Here is a 15505-nt window from a genome sequence, read left to right as displayed (position 1 = left end):
GGCGGCGGGTCGCCACCCGATATGACCGCTGCCCCGAAGTCTTCCTCTCGGCCATCGCTCTCGCCGCAACAGTCATGTTTTGGTTATGAGTCCTGAGCCTAGCCAGCCTATAGCATGGGGAAATGGATTTCACAGCCATTGGCGGGCCATCGGCAGAGCATTTGGCAGAGCATTTGGCAGGGTGCGGCTGGGCCTTGAATTCTGAACCGCCGATCTGTTTCAAATGCCGATCCCGGCGGCGGAGCTGGGCAATCGCGGCTGTTCTTGCGGGATGTGTTATCGCCACAAATGGGCGCAACCGGCGAACAGTCCTTGTAGTTTGGCCAAGCCGCGCAATGCGGGGCTTTGGGGCAGGGGGGTATCGCCGGACAGGCGGTCCACGATCACCTCGACCGGGCAGGGCAGGTTTGTGACCGGATCGTGATAGCGCGGATAATCGACCAGAGCGGCGTGAACCAAGCCTTCGAGAGGGACGTGAACCTGACGATGGGGCGGAACCGGCCCCAGATCGCGCGTCAGCCCCCATCCGGCGTAAAAGGGCGCGCCGAGCGTTGTTACTTTTACCCCGCGCAAAAGCGCCTCGAATCCAAGGGTCGAAGTTATGGTCCAGACTTCGTCCACCTGTGACAGCAGCGCCGTGGGGTCGGTATGCGGCAGGATTATATCGGCCAGATCGTTGGCATCGCAGGCACCGGGGCGCAGGCCTGCTTCGACATCGGGGTGGGGTTTGTACAGGATCACGGCGTCGGGATTGGCCGCGCGGGCAGCCTCTAGCAGGGCGCGATTGGTGCGGATTGTCCCCGCGCCCAGCCGGATCGAGGCGTCATCTTCGACCTGTCCGGGGACCAGAATGCGCCGACCCGAGGGTAACGGAGGCATGTCGCCCCCAAGATTATATTTACTGAGGCCGCGTGCGGTGATGGTTTCAATCAGATCACGGACGCGATCCGCCTGATCCCCGCGCAGCGTGGCGCGGCTGGCAATCAGGCGGTCAAGGCGGCTTTCGCGGCTTGGATCATAGTAAATGCCCAGATCGTCGCAGACCAGACTGAGCGGCGGAACCAGGTCCGCCCCCAAGCCACGGGAGCGTAAGAACCCGTCCTCGATACGGATCGCGGCGGGGGCCAGATCGGATTTTCCGGCCCAGACCATGTGTTTGCGCCCGTCTTTTGGGGGGGCATCGGAAAACCGCATGGCCCTGACCGACCCGAAAAAGCCGTTCAGCGGTTTACGTTTCCACAGGCGCATCCCGGCGGCCTGCCAGCCCTGACGATCTTCGCGCCATGCGCGGGTGCGGGCCTCCAGCCCGTCGATGACATCTTCCAGTTCACACAGGCAATCCCGGTAGGGATCGTACCAGACCGGATACAGGATCATCGCGGCGGCAAAAAGCTGGGCGCGAGTCAGCGGGCGGTTTCTGCGGGGGATGTGGTGGAAATCCTGCGTCAGCCCCCAACCGGCATAGAAAGGGCGGCCAAAGACGTGGGGGCGGTGGCCCGCCAAAATCGCCTCGAACCCCAGTTGGGACGACACGGTATAAACAGCGGTTGCGCCGTTCAGCAATGCCCACGGGCTAACGGGGCTGTCGCAAATTTCAATATGGGGACCAATGTCGGATTCCGTGAAATAGCCGGGGCGAAAGCCTTGGGTGGTTTCGGGGTGGGTTTTGATGACGATCCGCGCGCCGGGGTTTTGTTCTTGCGCGTAGTACAGCATTTCGCGAAAGGCGTTGGCATCTGCGCCGCCCTTGGTCACGCTGGCATCGCCCTTGGTCTGGTCTACGACCAAAACATAGCCGGGATCGGGCAGGGGGGCATCGGGGGCGTGGGCGGAATATTTGGTCAGGTCTGCTTCGCGCAGGCGTTCGATACAGGCGCGGGCGCGGTTCAGCAGATGGGCGTCGTCCAGCGGATCGGTGGCCAGCAGGTGTTCCAGTTCCGATGGCTGGGCCGGGTCGTAGTGCATTCCCTTGCGGTCGATCAACAGCCCGATGGGTGGTTCCCCCGCGCGACCGGGATGCAACGAGCGTAAAAACGCATCTTCGATCCGCACGATTTCCGCGCCGGTTTCATGGGCGACGGCTTCGCCCCGCGCGGCGTATTTGGTGTGACCCCAAACACCGATCAGATCGTTCGCGCCGGGTTTGAACAGGTGCAGCTCGTACCCAGCCAAGGACAATATACGGCGAATACGCGATTGGGTCAGGAACCCGGCGTTGAAATAGGCAAGCCGCCGCGCCGTTTTGGGCGCGGCGGCTGTTTGTGCAATCGGCTGGGTTGGCACCAAGAGCCTTAGCCCCCGGACCCCAAAGACTGAATTGACCCCACGGTATTCAGCGATCCGAATGTGGCGGCAATCGTTTTGTCCCATTGCGTAAACGGCGCTTCGGTGACGTATAGCGTATCGCCATCACGTACCGCGAAATCGCGGGCCATGAACATGCCATTGGGTTTGGTCAGGTCCAGCACATAGACCACGCGCTGTTCCCCAACCAGATCGTTCCGGCCCAACACCTGATTGGTGATTTCTGCGGGTTCATTGCGGAACACGAAAACCCCGGTCGGGTCCGATGCGGTCGGAACCAGCCCGCCAACCTGTGCGATGGCTTCGATTGCGGACAAGGATTGGCTTTCGAAATTCACACGGCTTTGCGATCCGGTGGCCCCAAGCGCGGTAAAGGAACGGGTGTCGCCCTCGACCAGAATACGATCGCCGCCGCGCAGCGCGATATCCAGTTCGGGGTGTTCATACAAATCCTGAAGCCAGATCCGGCCACGCGTGTTGCCACGAATAACGGTGATCTGGGCAATATCGGGTTCAATCGTCACACCGCCCGCGCGGGCCAGCATCGTGGCCAGCGTCCGGGTGGGGCGTTCGATGGCAAACACCCCCTGCGAGCCGATAGAGCCGACCAAAGATACGGTCGCCCCATCCCCTGCCATGCGGCGCACCTGAACCTGTGGGTCGGGTGTCTGGTCTTCCAGCTTTTTGGTGATGATGCGGCGCAGGGCTTCGGGTGAATTACCCGCTGCACGAATGCGCCCGGCATAGGGAACGAAGATAAACCCCGATCCGTCCACCTGCACCTCTTCTAGCGAGGTGGAATTGGCGGCGGCCCCGGCCAACAATCCGTCTTCGACGTTTTCCCAGATGGTCAGGCCCAGCGTGTCACCGGGGCGGATAATATCCGATCCCAGTTGCCCGGCGCGGGTGAAGCTGTCGGAAAACCCAAGTGCAGGTACGACCGATGTTGCCCGTGTCACCCGATCATTCACCGCAACAACAAAGGCGTCCCCTTCGCGTTGAACAGAACCGGCATAAATTTCGCGTTTGGTGGGGCCAGAGCGCGGCAGGCCGCAGGCGGCCACCACAGCCACAATAGCCAAAAGGGCGACAGATTTCGCCCGGCGAGTCGCATGGGAATTCACTGCTTGGTCTCCTCGACCTGATTTTTGCCTCAATTATTGTGGTCAACCTACCGGAATTGGACAGAAAAATCCAGCGCTACAGGTTGTGTCTTTTACCTTACGAGACGCAACTGTTGCCTTGGGGCCGCTGTTCCCGCCTTTAGCGCGTCATAGGGATCTTCCGGCGCCAGCATCATATCGACCACCTGCCGCAGCAACTGGCGGCGGGCGCGGGCGGAATAAAAGCCCCCGGCGATCTGACTGGTTTCCAGCAAATACCGGCGATAATCGCGGTAGGCTGACAGATCGGGGCGGCTGGCGCGGGCGAAAAATTCCGGCAGCGGTTGCGTGGATACAAATTCTGGCTTGTCATAAACCGCAGCCCCGAACGCCTTTAGGGGAATGCCACGCCACAGCACCTGTTGCGCGGCGGTGGAGTTGACCGTTACGGCGCTGCGGGCGTCGTTCAGCAAACGGGCCAGTTTCCCCCCGCGCACGAAATGCACCCGGTCATTCACGCCCAAATCGCGGGCGACGCGGCGGATTTCGCGGTGCAGCGGGTATTGGCCATTTTCCAGCGGATGCGCCTTGATCACCAGATGATGATGGCGCGGTGCCCCTTCGGCAAAGCCACGCAGCACCAGTTCCAGAAATTCGGTCATCGTGTTGAATGGCGAATGCATCTGAAAGGAACTGTCATGTTCCAGTTGCAGCAACACCAGATGATAGGGAAAGCCGCCGTTGCGGATGCGCAGCGTCGCCAGCCCGCGTTCTACCGCTTGCGCGGGCATCAAGAGCAGACGTTTCAGGTAAAGCTGAAATTCACGCCGAACCGATAAATCCCGGTGGGTGCGAAACCGTGGGTAATCCCCGTTTCGGAACATGACGAACCAATGGTACAGCGCCCCGTAAAACACATGCTGCCGCATATCCCCCCAGCGGGCCGGGGGCATCGGGGTGTCGGGGTCGTATTGTTCCAGCGCAGACCGCATGTCATCCACGCTCATGTCCATCAGGCGGGAATGGCCGTTGGTGCCGCCGCGTTCATAAGTGACCCAGAAGGGGCGCAGATAGCCTTCTTCGAAAACATGGACGGTGATGTTGTTTTCACGGGCATAGGCCACGGCCTGCGCGTGGATAGCGCGTGTGTCGCCGTACAGAACGATATCAGTGACGTGTTTTTCCGCGATCAGTTGGGCAAACCGATCCGGCCAATCTTCGGGGGTGCCATCATAGGGGATATAGCCCTGACCGCCGAACCAGAACGCGCGGTCCCCGGCGTTGAACCCCACGCGCCAAACGGCGGCCCCGGCCCGTTGCAGCATTTGCCCCAACTGGTAAAAAAACGGTCCATGCGGTCCCTGAAGGAACAGAAAGACCCGGTTATGAGTGGTTTCGCCTTGCATGTTTTTTACTTGTTACGCTCGATTTGTGACAACGTGCTTAGCCGGAAAGCTGGGCAAAAATAAGTCCCTTTGGACCTGCCCTTGCCAGTTTGGTGTCGGGGGGCTAGGGATTGGCAACAGCTTTGATTAGGGGGCGGCACATGTTTACCGGCATCATCACCGATATTGGCGAAGTTCTGGAACTGGAACAACGCGGCGATCTGCGGGCGCGGATCGGGACGCGGTATGATATGAACGGCGTCGATCTGGGGGCGTCGATTGCCAGCGATGGCGTGTGCCTGACCGTGATCGAAAAAGGCGCTGATTGGTATGACGTGGAAATTTCTGCGGAAACCGTATCCAAGACCAATCTGGGCGATTGGGCGGTGGGCCGCCGGGTCAATCTGGAACGGGCGCTGAAGGTTGGGGATGAACTGGGCGGGCATATCGTGTCTGGTCATGTCGATGGTGTGGCGCAGGTCGTGGACATCCGTGACGAAGGCGATAGCACCCGCGTCACCCTGCGCGCGCCCGAAGCATTGGCCCGGTTTATCGCGCCCAAGGGATCGGTTGCGCTGAACGGCACATCGCTGACGGTGAACGAGGTGAATGGATGCGATTTCGGCATCAATTTCATTCCGCATACCAAGGAAATGACCACTTGGGGCGGGGTGGCACTGGGTGATCGGATCAATCTGGAAATCGACACGCTGGCCCGGTATGTGGCGCGGCTGCGGGATTTTGGCTGAAATAGCACTTGGCAGAATGGGCCGGGCTGGCGCATCCTGAGCTTCGGTTTTACGGGGGATCAGATGCGCAGTTTTGACGATATTTTCGCCCTTGCAGCAAAGCGCAAAGGCGGCACCGCAACGCTGGAGGGGATGCTGAAGCACCCCCGGCCGGTCGGGGAACTGGCCGCGCGACCGGCCGCAGACTGGTTGCAGGAAATGGCCCGCGCGGTGTTTCAGGCCGGGTTTAGCTGGAAAGTGATCGAGGCGAAATGGCCCGGCTTTCAGGCGGCCTTTGACGGGTTCGATGTGGATCGCGTGGCGTTTTACCATGACGAAGATCTGGACCAGCTGCTGGCAGACCAAAGGATCGTCCGCAACGGGGCCAAGGTGCAATCAGTCATCACCAACGCGCGGATGCTGCGGGATTTGCAGGCCGAAACCAGCGATGTCAGCGGCTATCTGGCGCATTGGCCCGTGACCGAACAGGTTGATCTGGTGGCGCTGCTGGGTAAACGCGGGGCGCATCTGGGCGGCAACACGGCGCAGCGCGTGCTGCGGGCGATGGGCTGGGATGCGTATGTACTGTCCAAGGATGTGGTCAAACGGTTGATCGAAGAAGGCGTGATCGATAAAACGCCCAGTTCCAAAACCGCTTTGGCAGCGGTGCAGGACGCGTTCAACCAGTGGCACGCCCAAAGCGGTCGCCCCATGACGCAGATCAGTCAGGTTCTGGCGCTCAGCGTGGATTGAACCGCTGGCCCCTGCGTTCGTGGCGCAGGCAGGATTTCGAGTATTTGTAGCAAGATGAAACAGGCGGGCCGCGTTAACATGACCGTCGGTTAAGGTTAACGCGTGGGGTAGGGGGCTGCGCCTTGAATTCATCTTACCAAAAATACTCATGTCCCGACGCAGCGGCGGCACATAAAAAAGGCACCCCGCAGGGTGCCTTTCGCGTTTCAGGTGGCGGGCTGTCAGGTTTTGAATACCCGGTAAATCGCCGGTATCACCAGCACCGTCAGCAAGGTTGACGTCAGCAGACCAAACAGAAGTGAAATCGCCAGCCCTTGGAAAATCGGGTCAGCAAGGATCACGACCGCGCCGATCATGGCGGCGATGGCGGTTAGCAGGATCGGTTTGAACCGGATTGCGCCCGCGTCGATCAACACCTGCACCTTGCCCCGGCTTTCGTCGGCGTGGCGGATGAAATCCACCAGCAGGATCGAGTTGCGCACGATGATCCCCGCCAGCGCGATAAACCCGATCATTGACGTGGCCGAAAACGGCGCGCCGAACAGCCAGTGGCCAAAGATGATGCCAAGGAAGGTCAGCGGGATCGGCGTCAGGATCACCAGCGGCAGGCGGAAGCTGCCAAACTGGGCCACCACAAGGATGTAAATCCCCAGCAGCGCCACACCAAAGGCCGCGCCCATGTCGCGGAAGGTGACATAGGTGACTTCCCATTCACCGTCCCACAGCAGGGTGGTTTTGCTTTCGTCCTCGGGTTGGCCGTAGAAGCTGACTTCGGGCTTGGTGCCTTCGGCCCAGTCCATGTTGTCCAGCGCGGCGGCCACGTCGATCATGCCATACAGCGGCGCTTCGAAATCGCCCGCCAATTCCGCCGTCACCATTTCGGTAAAGCGGCCATTGTGGCGGAAGATGGGGAAGCTGGCTTTTTCCTCGCTCACCTCGATCACGTCACCCAGTTCCACCACGCCGCGCGCGCCGGGCAGGACATTGGCCGGGATTGGTGTGGTCAGGAATGTTTCATCCATCACCCGTTCGCCCTTGGGCCGTTCCACGGTGATCGGGATCGGATGGCGGCCTTCGCCCCGGTGGGAATATCCGACAGTGGCGCCATGATTCAGGATGGCAATCGTGTCGAATACATCCGCTTCCTGAACCTGAAAGAATTCCAGATTGTCGGTGTTGACCGTGGCGCGCAGGCGGCGGGCCTGAATGCCAAAGCTGTCATCCACATCCACCACATACGGCACGCTTTCAAAGGCTTTGCGGATTTTGGTGGCCGCATCGCGCCGTGCTTCGGGGGTGGGTCCGTAGACTTCGGCCAGCAGGGTTGCAATCACCGGCGGGCCGGGCGGAGGTTCAACCGTTTTCATGCTGGTTCCCGCAGGCACATCCAGTTCGCTGATCATGTCACGAATGATCAGCGCCAGATCGTGACTGGACCGATCCCGATCCGTTTTCGGTGTCAGGTTGATCTGCACATCCCCCATATAGGGGCGTTCGCGCATATAGTAATGCCGTACCAGACCGTTGAAGTTGAACGGCGCTGCCGATCCGGCGTGGGTTTGGGCGGAAATCACCTCGGGGAGGTCCATCACCTTGCGGGCGACGGCCTGCGCCACGGCATCGGTGGCTTCGACCGAGGACCCCTCGGGCATGTCGATGACTACGGCCAGTTCTGATTTGTTGTCAAATGGCAGCAGCTTCACCGTCACGTCCTTGGTGTAAAGCGCCCCAAGCGACCCAAAAGACAGCGCCGCCGTGATCAGCAGAAAGGCCAGGCTGATGCCCTTGGATTTCAGAACCGGGCGGGCGATGGCGGCATAGATGCGGCCCAGAATACCCCCGTCATGCCCATGTCCACCGCCGCTGTCGCCATGCCCGTGCAGCGGGGCCTTACCCGCGATTTTCAGCATCAGCCAAGGCGTGATCATCACGGCGACAAAGAAGGAAAAGATCATCGCCGCAGATGCGTTCGACGGGATGGGGGACATATACGGCCCCATCAGCCCGGATACGAATAGCATCGGCAACAGCGCGGCCACCACGGTCAGCGTGGCAACGATGGTGGGGTTGCCCACCTCGGCCACGGCGTCGATGGCAGCTTGTTTGCGGTCGCGCCCGTCTTTCATGCCCCAGTGGCGGGCGATGTTTTCAATGACCACGATGGCGTCATCCACCAGAATCCCGATGGAAAAGATCAGCGCGAACAGCGACACCCGGTTCAGCGTATAGCCCATGATCCACGCGGCAAACAGCGTCAGCAGGATCGTCACCGGGATCACGATGGCAACCACGATGGATTCGCGCCAGCCAATCGCCAGCAGCACCAGCCCGATGATGGACACGGTCGCCAGCCCCAGATGGAACAGCAGTTCGTTGGCTTTTTCATTGGCGGTTTCGCCATAATCGCGGGTGATTTCCACGGCAACGGAATCCGGGATGATCCGCCCCTCGGCCAGATGGACCTTGTGCAGGATTTCCTCGGCTACGACCACGGCATTGGCCCCGGCGCGTTTGGCGACGGCCAGCGTGACAGCGGGGGTGCGGGTGATCTGATCGCCGTCTTTCGTGACATTCGCCACGATCTGATCGGCGGTGTTGGATACGAATTCCACATCCGCCACATCCCCCACATAGACAGGCCGCCCGTCGCGGGTGGTCAGCAGAAGGCTGGCGATTTCGGCGGGGCTGGTCAGGGTTTCGCCTGCGACCAGATCAATCATCTGGCCGCCGTCCCGCAATGCCCCGGTGTTCAGGGAGCGGTTGGCGCTTTGGACCTTGCCCGCCAGTTGTTGCAGGGTCACGCCATACAGCGCCAGCCGGTCGGGATCGGGGTTGATCCGGATCGCCTCGGGCGCTTCGCCGACGATGTAGGACAGGCCCACATCGCCGATTTTCGCCACTTCGGCGCGCAATTCGCGGGCGATGCGGGTCAGGTCGTTGGCGGTGACGGTCCCATAGCCGGGTTTGGGCGACAGGGTCAGCGATACAATCGCCACGTCATCAATCCCGCGCCCCACGATCAGCGGCTCATCTATGCCAACCGGCATCCGGTCCAGATTGGCGCGAACCTTATCATGCACACGCAGGATGGCCGCATCGGCCGAGGTGCCGACGATAAAGCGGGCCGTAACCATCGCGTAATCATCCGAGGTCTGGGAATACACATGTTCCACCCCGTTGATGCCCTTGACGATGGTTTCCATCGGTTCTGTGACCAGTTTCACCGCATCGGGGGCTTTCAGGCCGGGGGCCTGAATGTGGATGTCCACCAGTGGAACGGAAATCTGCGGCTCTTCCTCGCGCGGGAGGCTGATCAGTGCCACGATCCCCACCGCCAGCGCGGCAATGATGAACAGCGGTGTCAGGGGGGATTTGATAAAGGCGCGCGTCAGCCCGCCCGCGATCCCCAGTTTTGCTGGGCTGTGGTTACTCATGGCCCGCCCCTTCATAGCCGGTCACGACGGTGTCGCCCGCGTTCAGCCCGGTCAGGATTTCGACATCGCCATTATGGGCGTTGCCCGGCACTACAGCACGCAGCACGGTTTCACCGCCCTGTTTCACAGCGACGAAATCCAGCCCTGAACGGGTCAGTAGCGCCTCTTGTGGGATCAGCAGCGCATCGCGGCTGCCAACGGGAATGCGAACCAGAACACGCGCATCGACAAAGGCATCGGACAGGCCGGGAACCTCGACATCGGCGATAACGCGGCCATTTTCGATTTGGGGATAGATCCGGGCCAAGGTTCCCTTGGCATCCTGAGCGCCGGTTTCAATTTCAATCCCGGCCCCTTGTTGCAGGGATGTGGCGTGGCGTTCCGGTATTGCCAACCGCAGGAAGAACCCGCCGCCGCCGATGGTGGCGACAACTTCGCCCGGCATCAGAACCGCGCCTTTCGTGACGGGCACATCCAGCACACGACCGGCGGTCGGGGCCAGAACGGTGCCTTCGGCGGCTTGTTGTTCTACCACGCGGCGGTTGGCTTGGGTGGCTTCAATCTGGCCTTCCAGCACATCCACCTGAGTGCGCAGGGCGTCCAGCCGTTGCACCGTGGTGACGCCACGGGCCAGCAATTCTTCGCCGCGTTTCAATTCGGTGTTGGCGTTTTCCAACTGGGATTTCAGCGACAAAAGCTGTGCATCAATGGCGCTCAGCTGAAAATTCAGCTTTTCATCCACGATCACTGCCAAGGCCTGTCCGGCTTTGACGAGATCCCCTTCGGTGACGGATAATTCTGTCAGCGTGCCGCCCAGACGGACGCGGGCGGGAACACGGTCGCGTGCTTCGATCCGGCCATAGACTGCTTTCCATTCAGTCAGGGGGGTAGGCTGCAAAACGGTTGAGGTTTCAGCCAAGGCGGCCATAGGCAACAAACCAAGGGCCAATGTGGTCAGCAGGCGTTTCATGTGCGGAATCCTTTCGGCGCGGTGTGCCACTGTATTCATATTCTGAATGCGGAATATGATGATCCAAGCAGAATTTCAAGAGCGAAGCGCGTGGCGTGGTTTTCTTTTTCGCTATTCTTGCGGGATTCGAGCCGCGCATAAACCCCTACCATGACGCGAATTAGATATTTTCGGCCATACGTCTGGGGTGATGCGCCAGAAAGATAAGGGAAAATCCGGTGCGGTGCGCATCTGGGCCTTTTACCTGCGCGATCTTCGGGGCATTGTTGCGCGGATTGAACAAAACCAACCCGGAGGGATAGGGATGAAGATGACGAAACTGGCCGCACTGGCCGCCGCCACCATGCTGGCCGGGATGCCAGCGGCATGGGCCGAAGGGGTCAAGGTGGGGATGATTACCACGCTGTCGGGCGGGGGTGCCGGTCTGGGCATCGACGCACGGGACGGGTTCATGCTGGCGGTCAAACTGGCCGGGCGCGATGATCTGGACGTCGTGATCGAAGACGACCAGCGCAAGCCCGAAATCGCGGTGCAACTGGCGGATAAGATGATCCAGTCCGAAAAGGTTGACGTGCTGACCGGGATCATCTGGTCCAACCTTGCGATGGCGGTGGTGCCTGCGGCGGTGGCGCAGGGCAAATTCTATTTGTCGGTGAATGCGGCCCCGTCTGCCTTGGCGGGCAAGGGGTGCAATCCCAACTATTTTTCGGTGTCCTATCAAAACGACAACCTGCACGAAGCGGCTGGGGCTTATCTGGCAAAGGCTGGCTTCAAGAAACCCTTTATTCTTGCGCCCAACTATCCGGCCGGGAAGGATTCGCTGACCGGGATGAAGCGTTTCTATACCGGCGAACTGGCGGGCGAGGTGTATACCAAGCTAGGCCAGACCGATTACGCGGCTGAGATTGCGCAAATCCGGGCCTCGGGGGCGGATAGCGTGTTCTTCTTCCTGCCCGGCGGGATGGGGATTTCCTTTATGAAGCAATACGCGGACAGCGGTGTGAACCTGCCCGTGGTTGGCCCGGCGTTCAGCTTTGATCAGGGGATTTTGGGCGCTGTCGGTCAGGCGGCGCTGGGTGTGAAAAACACAAGCCAGTGGTCCAAGGACATCGACAACGCCGCGAACAAGGCCTTTGTTGACGGGTTTCAGGCTGAATATGGCCGTTTGCCCTCGCTTTACGCAGCACAGGGGTTCGATACGGCGAACCTGCTGATTTCGGCCATGAACAAGGCCGATGTAAAGGATGCGGATGCGTTCCGCGCCGCGCTGAAAGAGGCGGATTTCCCAAGCGTGCGGGGTAAGTTTTCCTTTGCATCGAACAACCATCCCATTCAGGACATCTATGTTCGCGAAGTCGTGATGGAAGGCGACGTGATCACCAACAAGATCGTGGATACGGCAATGACGGATCACGCGAACGCCTATGTGGACGCGTGCAAGATGTAAAACCGGATGGCCCCGGTAATCCGGGGCCAGTCCGACCGGGGGCAAAGGTTTCATGAGCGCACTATTGTTGATCGAGCAGATCCTGAACGGTCTGCAATCGGGTGTGATGCTGTTTCTGATGGCCGCCGGGCTGACGCTGGTGTTTGGCGTCATGGGGCTGATCAATCTGGCGCATGGGTCGCTGTATATGGTCGGCGCTTTTGCGGCGGCGGGGGCTGCTGCGGCAACCGGGTCTTTTGTGGTGGCGCTGGTGGCGGCCTTGGCCGCTGCGGCGGCGGCAGGGGCATTGATTGAAATGTTGGTGATCCGGCGCCTGTACGAACGGGACCACCTGGATCAGGTCTTGGCGACCTTTGCCCTGATCCTGATCCTGTCCGAAGGCACGCGCTGGCTGTTTGGGTCATTTCCGCTGTATCTGGACGTTCCCGATTGGCTGTCTGGCTCTGTGACGCTGCCGGGGGGGATACAATATCCGCTGTACCGTCTGGCGATCATCGTTGTGGGGCTGGCGGTGGCGGCGGGGCTGTTTGGCCTGATTTCCCGCACGCGGCTGGGCATCCGCATCCGTGCAGGCGAGGCGGATCGTGAAATGATTGCCGCGCTTGGCGTTGATATATCAAAGCTTTACACGATGGTGTTTGCCCTTGGCGCGGCGCTGGCCGGGCTGGCGGGCGCTTTGGTGGGGGCGATTCAATCCGTACAGGTGGGCATGGGCGAACCCGTGCTGATCCTTGCCTTTGTGGTGATCGTGATCGGCGGGATCGGGTCCATCAAGGGGGCGTTTATCGGCGCGTTGCTGGTGGGGCTGACCGAAACCTTGGGCGGGGTGCTGCTGCCGCAACTGTTTGGCCTTTTCATGGACCCGTCTGCCGCGACCACCGTTGGGGCATCATTGGCGTCGATGGCGATTTATATCCTGATGGCGGTGGTGCTGATCTGGCGTCCCTCGGGGCTGTTCGGGGTACGCGCATGAACCGGGAAACGATCATCAATCTGTTGATTGCGCTGGGCCTGATTGCGGTCCCGCTGTGGGCGATCTGGGCGGACGAACCGTTTATCATCACACTGGCCACAAAGGTGGCCATTCTGGCGCTGGCCGGAGTGGGGCTGAATATCGCGCTGGGGCTGGGCGGTTTGGTCAGCTTTGGTCATGCGGCGTTTTTCGGGATCGGTGGCTATGCGATGGGCATTCTGGCCAGCCACGCGCAGAATTACACGCCGATGATGGAATGGCCGCTGCTGATCGAAGGCACGAAATCCATGCCGGTGATCTGGCTGGTGGCGGTGCTGGCCAGCGCACTGGCGGCGTTGTTGATCGGGGTGCTAAGCCTGCGAACCTCGGGGGTGTATTTCATCATGATCACCTTGGCTTTTGGTCAGATGCTATATTATTTCGCGATAAGCTGGCCCGCCTATGGCGGCGAGGATGGCCTGTCGATCTACGTCAGAAATGGGTTTCCGGGGCTGAATACGCTGGACCCGGCGCAGTTTTTGGCGCTGTGCTATGCGGTTCTTTTTGTTGTTCTGTTTCTGTCATCCCGACTGGCGAAATCGGCCTTTGGTCTGGCCCTGTCCGGCGCGCGCCAGAACGAGGACCGGCTGCGCACCGTCGGGATCGAACCATTCCGGCTACGGCTGGTGGCCTTTGTGATTTCCGGCGCGGTGACAGGGCTGGCGGGGGCGCTTTATGCTGATCTGAACCGTTTTGTCAGCCCGACCATGTTTAGCTGGCATATGAGCGGGGAAATCATGGTGTTCGTCATTCTGGGAGGGGTGGCGCGCCTGTTTGGCCCGGTCGCGGGGGCGGCCCTGTTTATCGTGATGGAGCATCTGCTGGGCGGGATCAGCGAATATTGGCAGGTGTTTCTGGGGCTGACGCTGCTGGGCGTGGTGCTGTTCGCGCGGGGCGGTCTGATTGGCACCTTGGCCGGGCGAAAGGTGACACATGACTGATCCGGTTCTTGTTACCCACGATATTTGCAAAAGCTTCGGCGCGTTACAGGCCAGCCGGGATATTTCGCTGGACCTGCGACCGGGTGAGATTCACGCGCTGATCGGACCGAACGGGGCCGGGAAATCCACCCTGATCAAACAAATCGCGGGGGGATTGCGGCCAGACCGGGGAACCGTTCAGTTTCTGGGGCGGGATGTCACCGCGCTGGACACGGCGGCGCGGGCGCGGATGGGGTTGGCGCGGACGTTTCAAATCTCGGCGCTGGCGATGGAATATACAGTGCTGCAAAACGCGGTTTTGGGGGCATTGGGCGCACGGGGCGGCGTGTTCCGGTTCTTTGGGAATGTGCTGAAAGACAACGATCTGCGCAGCGCGGCAGAGGCGGCTTTGGACCGTGTCGGCCTGTCCGATCAGGCGGGAACCGTGACCGGGGAATTGTCACACGGTCAGCGCCGCTTGCTAGAGGTGGCAGTGGCGCTGACGCTGCGCCCCAAGGCGTTTTTGATGGATGAACCGATGGCCGGATTGGGGGCCGACGGGTCCAAACGCCTGACAGGGTTTCTGGATGGGTTACGGGACGAAGCGCCGATCCTGTTGGTGGAACATGACATGGATGCCGTCTTTGCGCTGGCGGATCGGATTTCCGTACTGGTCTATGGGCAGATCATTGCCACGGGAACCGCAGCGGAAATTCGGGAAAATCCCGAAGTCAGAAAGGCCTATCTGGGGGAGGAAGACCAATGACCCTGCTGACAGTGCGTGATCTGACCGTGCGCTATGGCGCGTCACAGGCGTTGTTTGGCGTGTCGCTTTCCGTGGCCAAGGGCGAGGTGGTGGCGCTGATGGGGCGCAACGGGATGGGCAAGACCACGACCATCAAGGCCATTTGCCGGATGGTGCCATCGCAGGGGGATATGACCTTTGCAGATCAAAGCCTTGCGCGGCTTCCGTCGCATCGTGCGGCGCGGTTGGGGATTGGGCTGGTCCCCGAAGGGCGGCGATGTTTTGCCCCGCTGTCCGTGATCGAAAACCTGACCGCCGCCGCCCGCCCCGGTGATTGGGATTTGCGCAATGTTTTCAACCTGTTTCCCCGTCTGGACGAACGGCAGTCACAGCTTGCGTCCTCGCTGTCGGGGGGGGAACAGCAGATGTTGGCGATCGGGCGGGCGCTGATGACGAACCCGCGCTTGCTGATTTTGGACGAGGCGACCGAGGGGCTGGCCCCGGTCGTGCGGCAGGAAATCTGGGGCGCGATCCGAAACCTGAAGCAAAACAGCGGCCTGTCTATTCTGGTGGTTGATAAAACGCTGAAAGAATTGGCCGGGGTTGCGGACCGGGGCGTTATTCTGGAACGCGGGCGCAGCGTCTGGAGCGACGACATGGCAAAGCTGACGCCCGAACTGGCCGGGCGCTATCTGGGCGTCTGA

At 60.6% G+C, this 15505-nt stretch carries 12 protein-coding genes and 1 pseudogene; 8 read left to right on the top strand and 5 right to left on the bottom strand.

The window, feature by feature from the left end; genetic code table 11:
- Positions 1-89, top strand: a pseudogene (locus FN828_RS11550) (IS5/IS1182 family transposase); the annotation flags it as partial.
- A gap of 187 nt (positions 90-276) precedes the next feature.
- On the opposite strand, the gene FN828_RS11545 reads toward FN828_RS11550, so the two are convergent.
- The 3 genes from FN828_RS11545 to FN828_RS11535 form a co-directional block, all read right to left on the bottom strand.
- The gene (locus tag FN828_RS11545) at positions 277-2283 is read right to left on the bottom strand and encodes a capsular polysaccharide biosynthesis protein (protein ID WP_235891465.1); all 2007 of its coding nucleotides are present in this window, start codon (positions 2281-2283) and stop codon (positions 277-279) included.
- 8 nt (positions 2284-2291) lie between these two features.
- The gene (locus tag FN828_RS11540; RefSeq protein WP_235891464.1) at positions 2292-3428 is read right to left on the bottom strand and encodes a polysaccharide biosynthesis/export family protein; all 1137 of its coding nucleotides are present in this window, start codon (positions 3426-3428) and stop codon (positions 2292-2294) included.
- A gap of 92 nt (positions 3429-3520) precedes the next feature.
- Positions 3521-4813 carry a capsule biosynthesis protein gene (locus FN828_RS11535; RefSeq protein ID WP_142493633.1) on the bottom strand — a complete coding sequence of 431 codons (1293 nt, stop codon included), beginning with the start codon at positions 4811-4813 and terminating at the stop codon, positions 3521-3523.
- 140 nt (positions 4814-4953) lie between these two features.
- Between FN828_RS11535 and FN828_RS11530 the strand changes: the two genes are divergently transcribed.
- Together FN828_RS11530 and FN828_RS11525 are read left to right on the top strand one after the other, a co-directional pair.
- Complete coding sequence (locus FN828_RS11530) at positions 4954-5541, top strand: riboflavin synthase (RefSeq protein ID WP_142493632.1); 588 nt, start codon at positions 4954-4956, stop codon at positions 5539-5541.
- 63 nt (positions 5542-5604) lie between these two features.
- Entirely contained in the window at positions 5605-6273 is a 669-nt protein-coding gene (locus FN828_RS11525; RefSeq protein ID WP_142493631.1) for a DNA-3-methyladenine glycosylase I, read from the top strand.
- 221 nt (positions 6274-6494) lie between these two features.
- Here FN828_RS11525 and FN828_RS11520 read toward each other — a convergent pair whose 3' ends face one another.
- Together FN828_RS11520 and FN828_RS11515 are read right to left on the bottom strand one after the other, a co-directional pair.
- Positions 6495-9707 (bottom strand): efflux RND transporter permease subunit, encoded by a 3213-nt coding sequence (locus FN828_RS11520; RefSeq protein WP_142493630.1) that lies wholly within the window; start codon positions 9705-9707, stop codon positions 6495-6497.
- On the bottom strand, positions 9700-10677 hold the full coding sequence (locus FN828_RS11515; RefSeq protein ID WP_142493629.1) for an efflux RND transporter periplasmic adaptor subunit: 978 nt from the start codon (positions 10675-10677) through the stop codon (positions 9700-9702). The genes FN828_RS11520 and FN828_RS11515 overlap by 8 nt, the downstream gene beginning before the upstream one ends.
- A 304-nt stretch (positions 10678-10981) precedes the next feature.
- On the opposite strand from FN828_RS11515, the gene FN828_RS11510 reads away from it, so the two are divergent.
- From FN828_RS11510 to FN828_RS11490, 5 genes are read left to right on the top strand one after another with little or no spacing between them, the layout of a single operon-like run.
- Complete coding sequence (locus tag FN828_RS11510) at positions 10982-12124, top strand: ABC transporter substrate-binding protein (protein ID WP_142493628.1); 1143 nt, start codon at positions 10982-10984, stop codon at positions 12122-12124.
- Positions 12125-12176: 52 nt separating this feature from the next.
- A complete protein-coding gene (locus tag FN828_RS11505; RefSeq protein WP_142493627.1) occupies positions 12177-13097 on the top strand; it encodes a branched-chain amino acid ABC transporter permease in 921 nt (306 codons plus the stop codon).
- The gene (locus tag FN828_RS11500) at positions 13094-14077 is read left to right on the top strand and encodes a branched-chain amino acid ABC transporter permease (RefSeq protein ID WP_142493626.1); all 984 of its coding nucleotides are present in this window, start codon (positions 13094-13096) and stop codon (positions 14075-14077) included. The genes FN828_RS11505 and FN828_RS11500 overlap by 4 nt, the downstream gene beginning before the upstream one ends.
- Entirely contained in the window at positions 14070-14822 is a 753-nt protein-coding gene (locus tag FN828_RS11495) for an ABC transporter ATP-binding protein (protein ID WP_142493625.1), read from the top strand. Before FN828_RS11500 ends, FN828_RS11495 begins: the two co-directional genes overlap by 8 nt.
- Positions 14819-15505, top strand: a complete 687-nt coding sequence (locus FN828_RS11490; protein WP_142493624.1) for an ABC transporter ATP-binding protein — start codon at positions 14819-14821, stop codon at positions 15503-15505. Before FN828_RS11495 ends, FN828_RS11490 begins: the two co-directional genes overlap by 4 nt.

Source organism: Thalassovita litoralis, from assembly GCF_900182725.1.
Taxonomy (GTDB): domain Bacteria; phylum Pseudomonadota; class Alphaproteobacteria; order Rhodobacterales; family Rhodobacteraceae; genus Thalassobius; species Thalassobius litoralis.
Note: the sequence above shows the minus strand (reverse complement) of the source record. Positions and strands in the feature narration are given on the sequence as shown.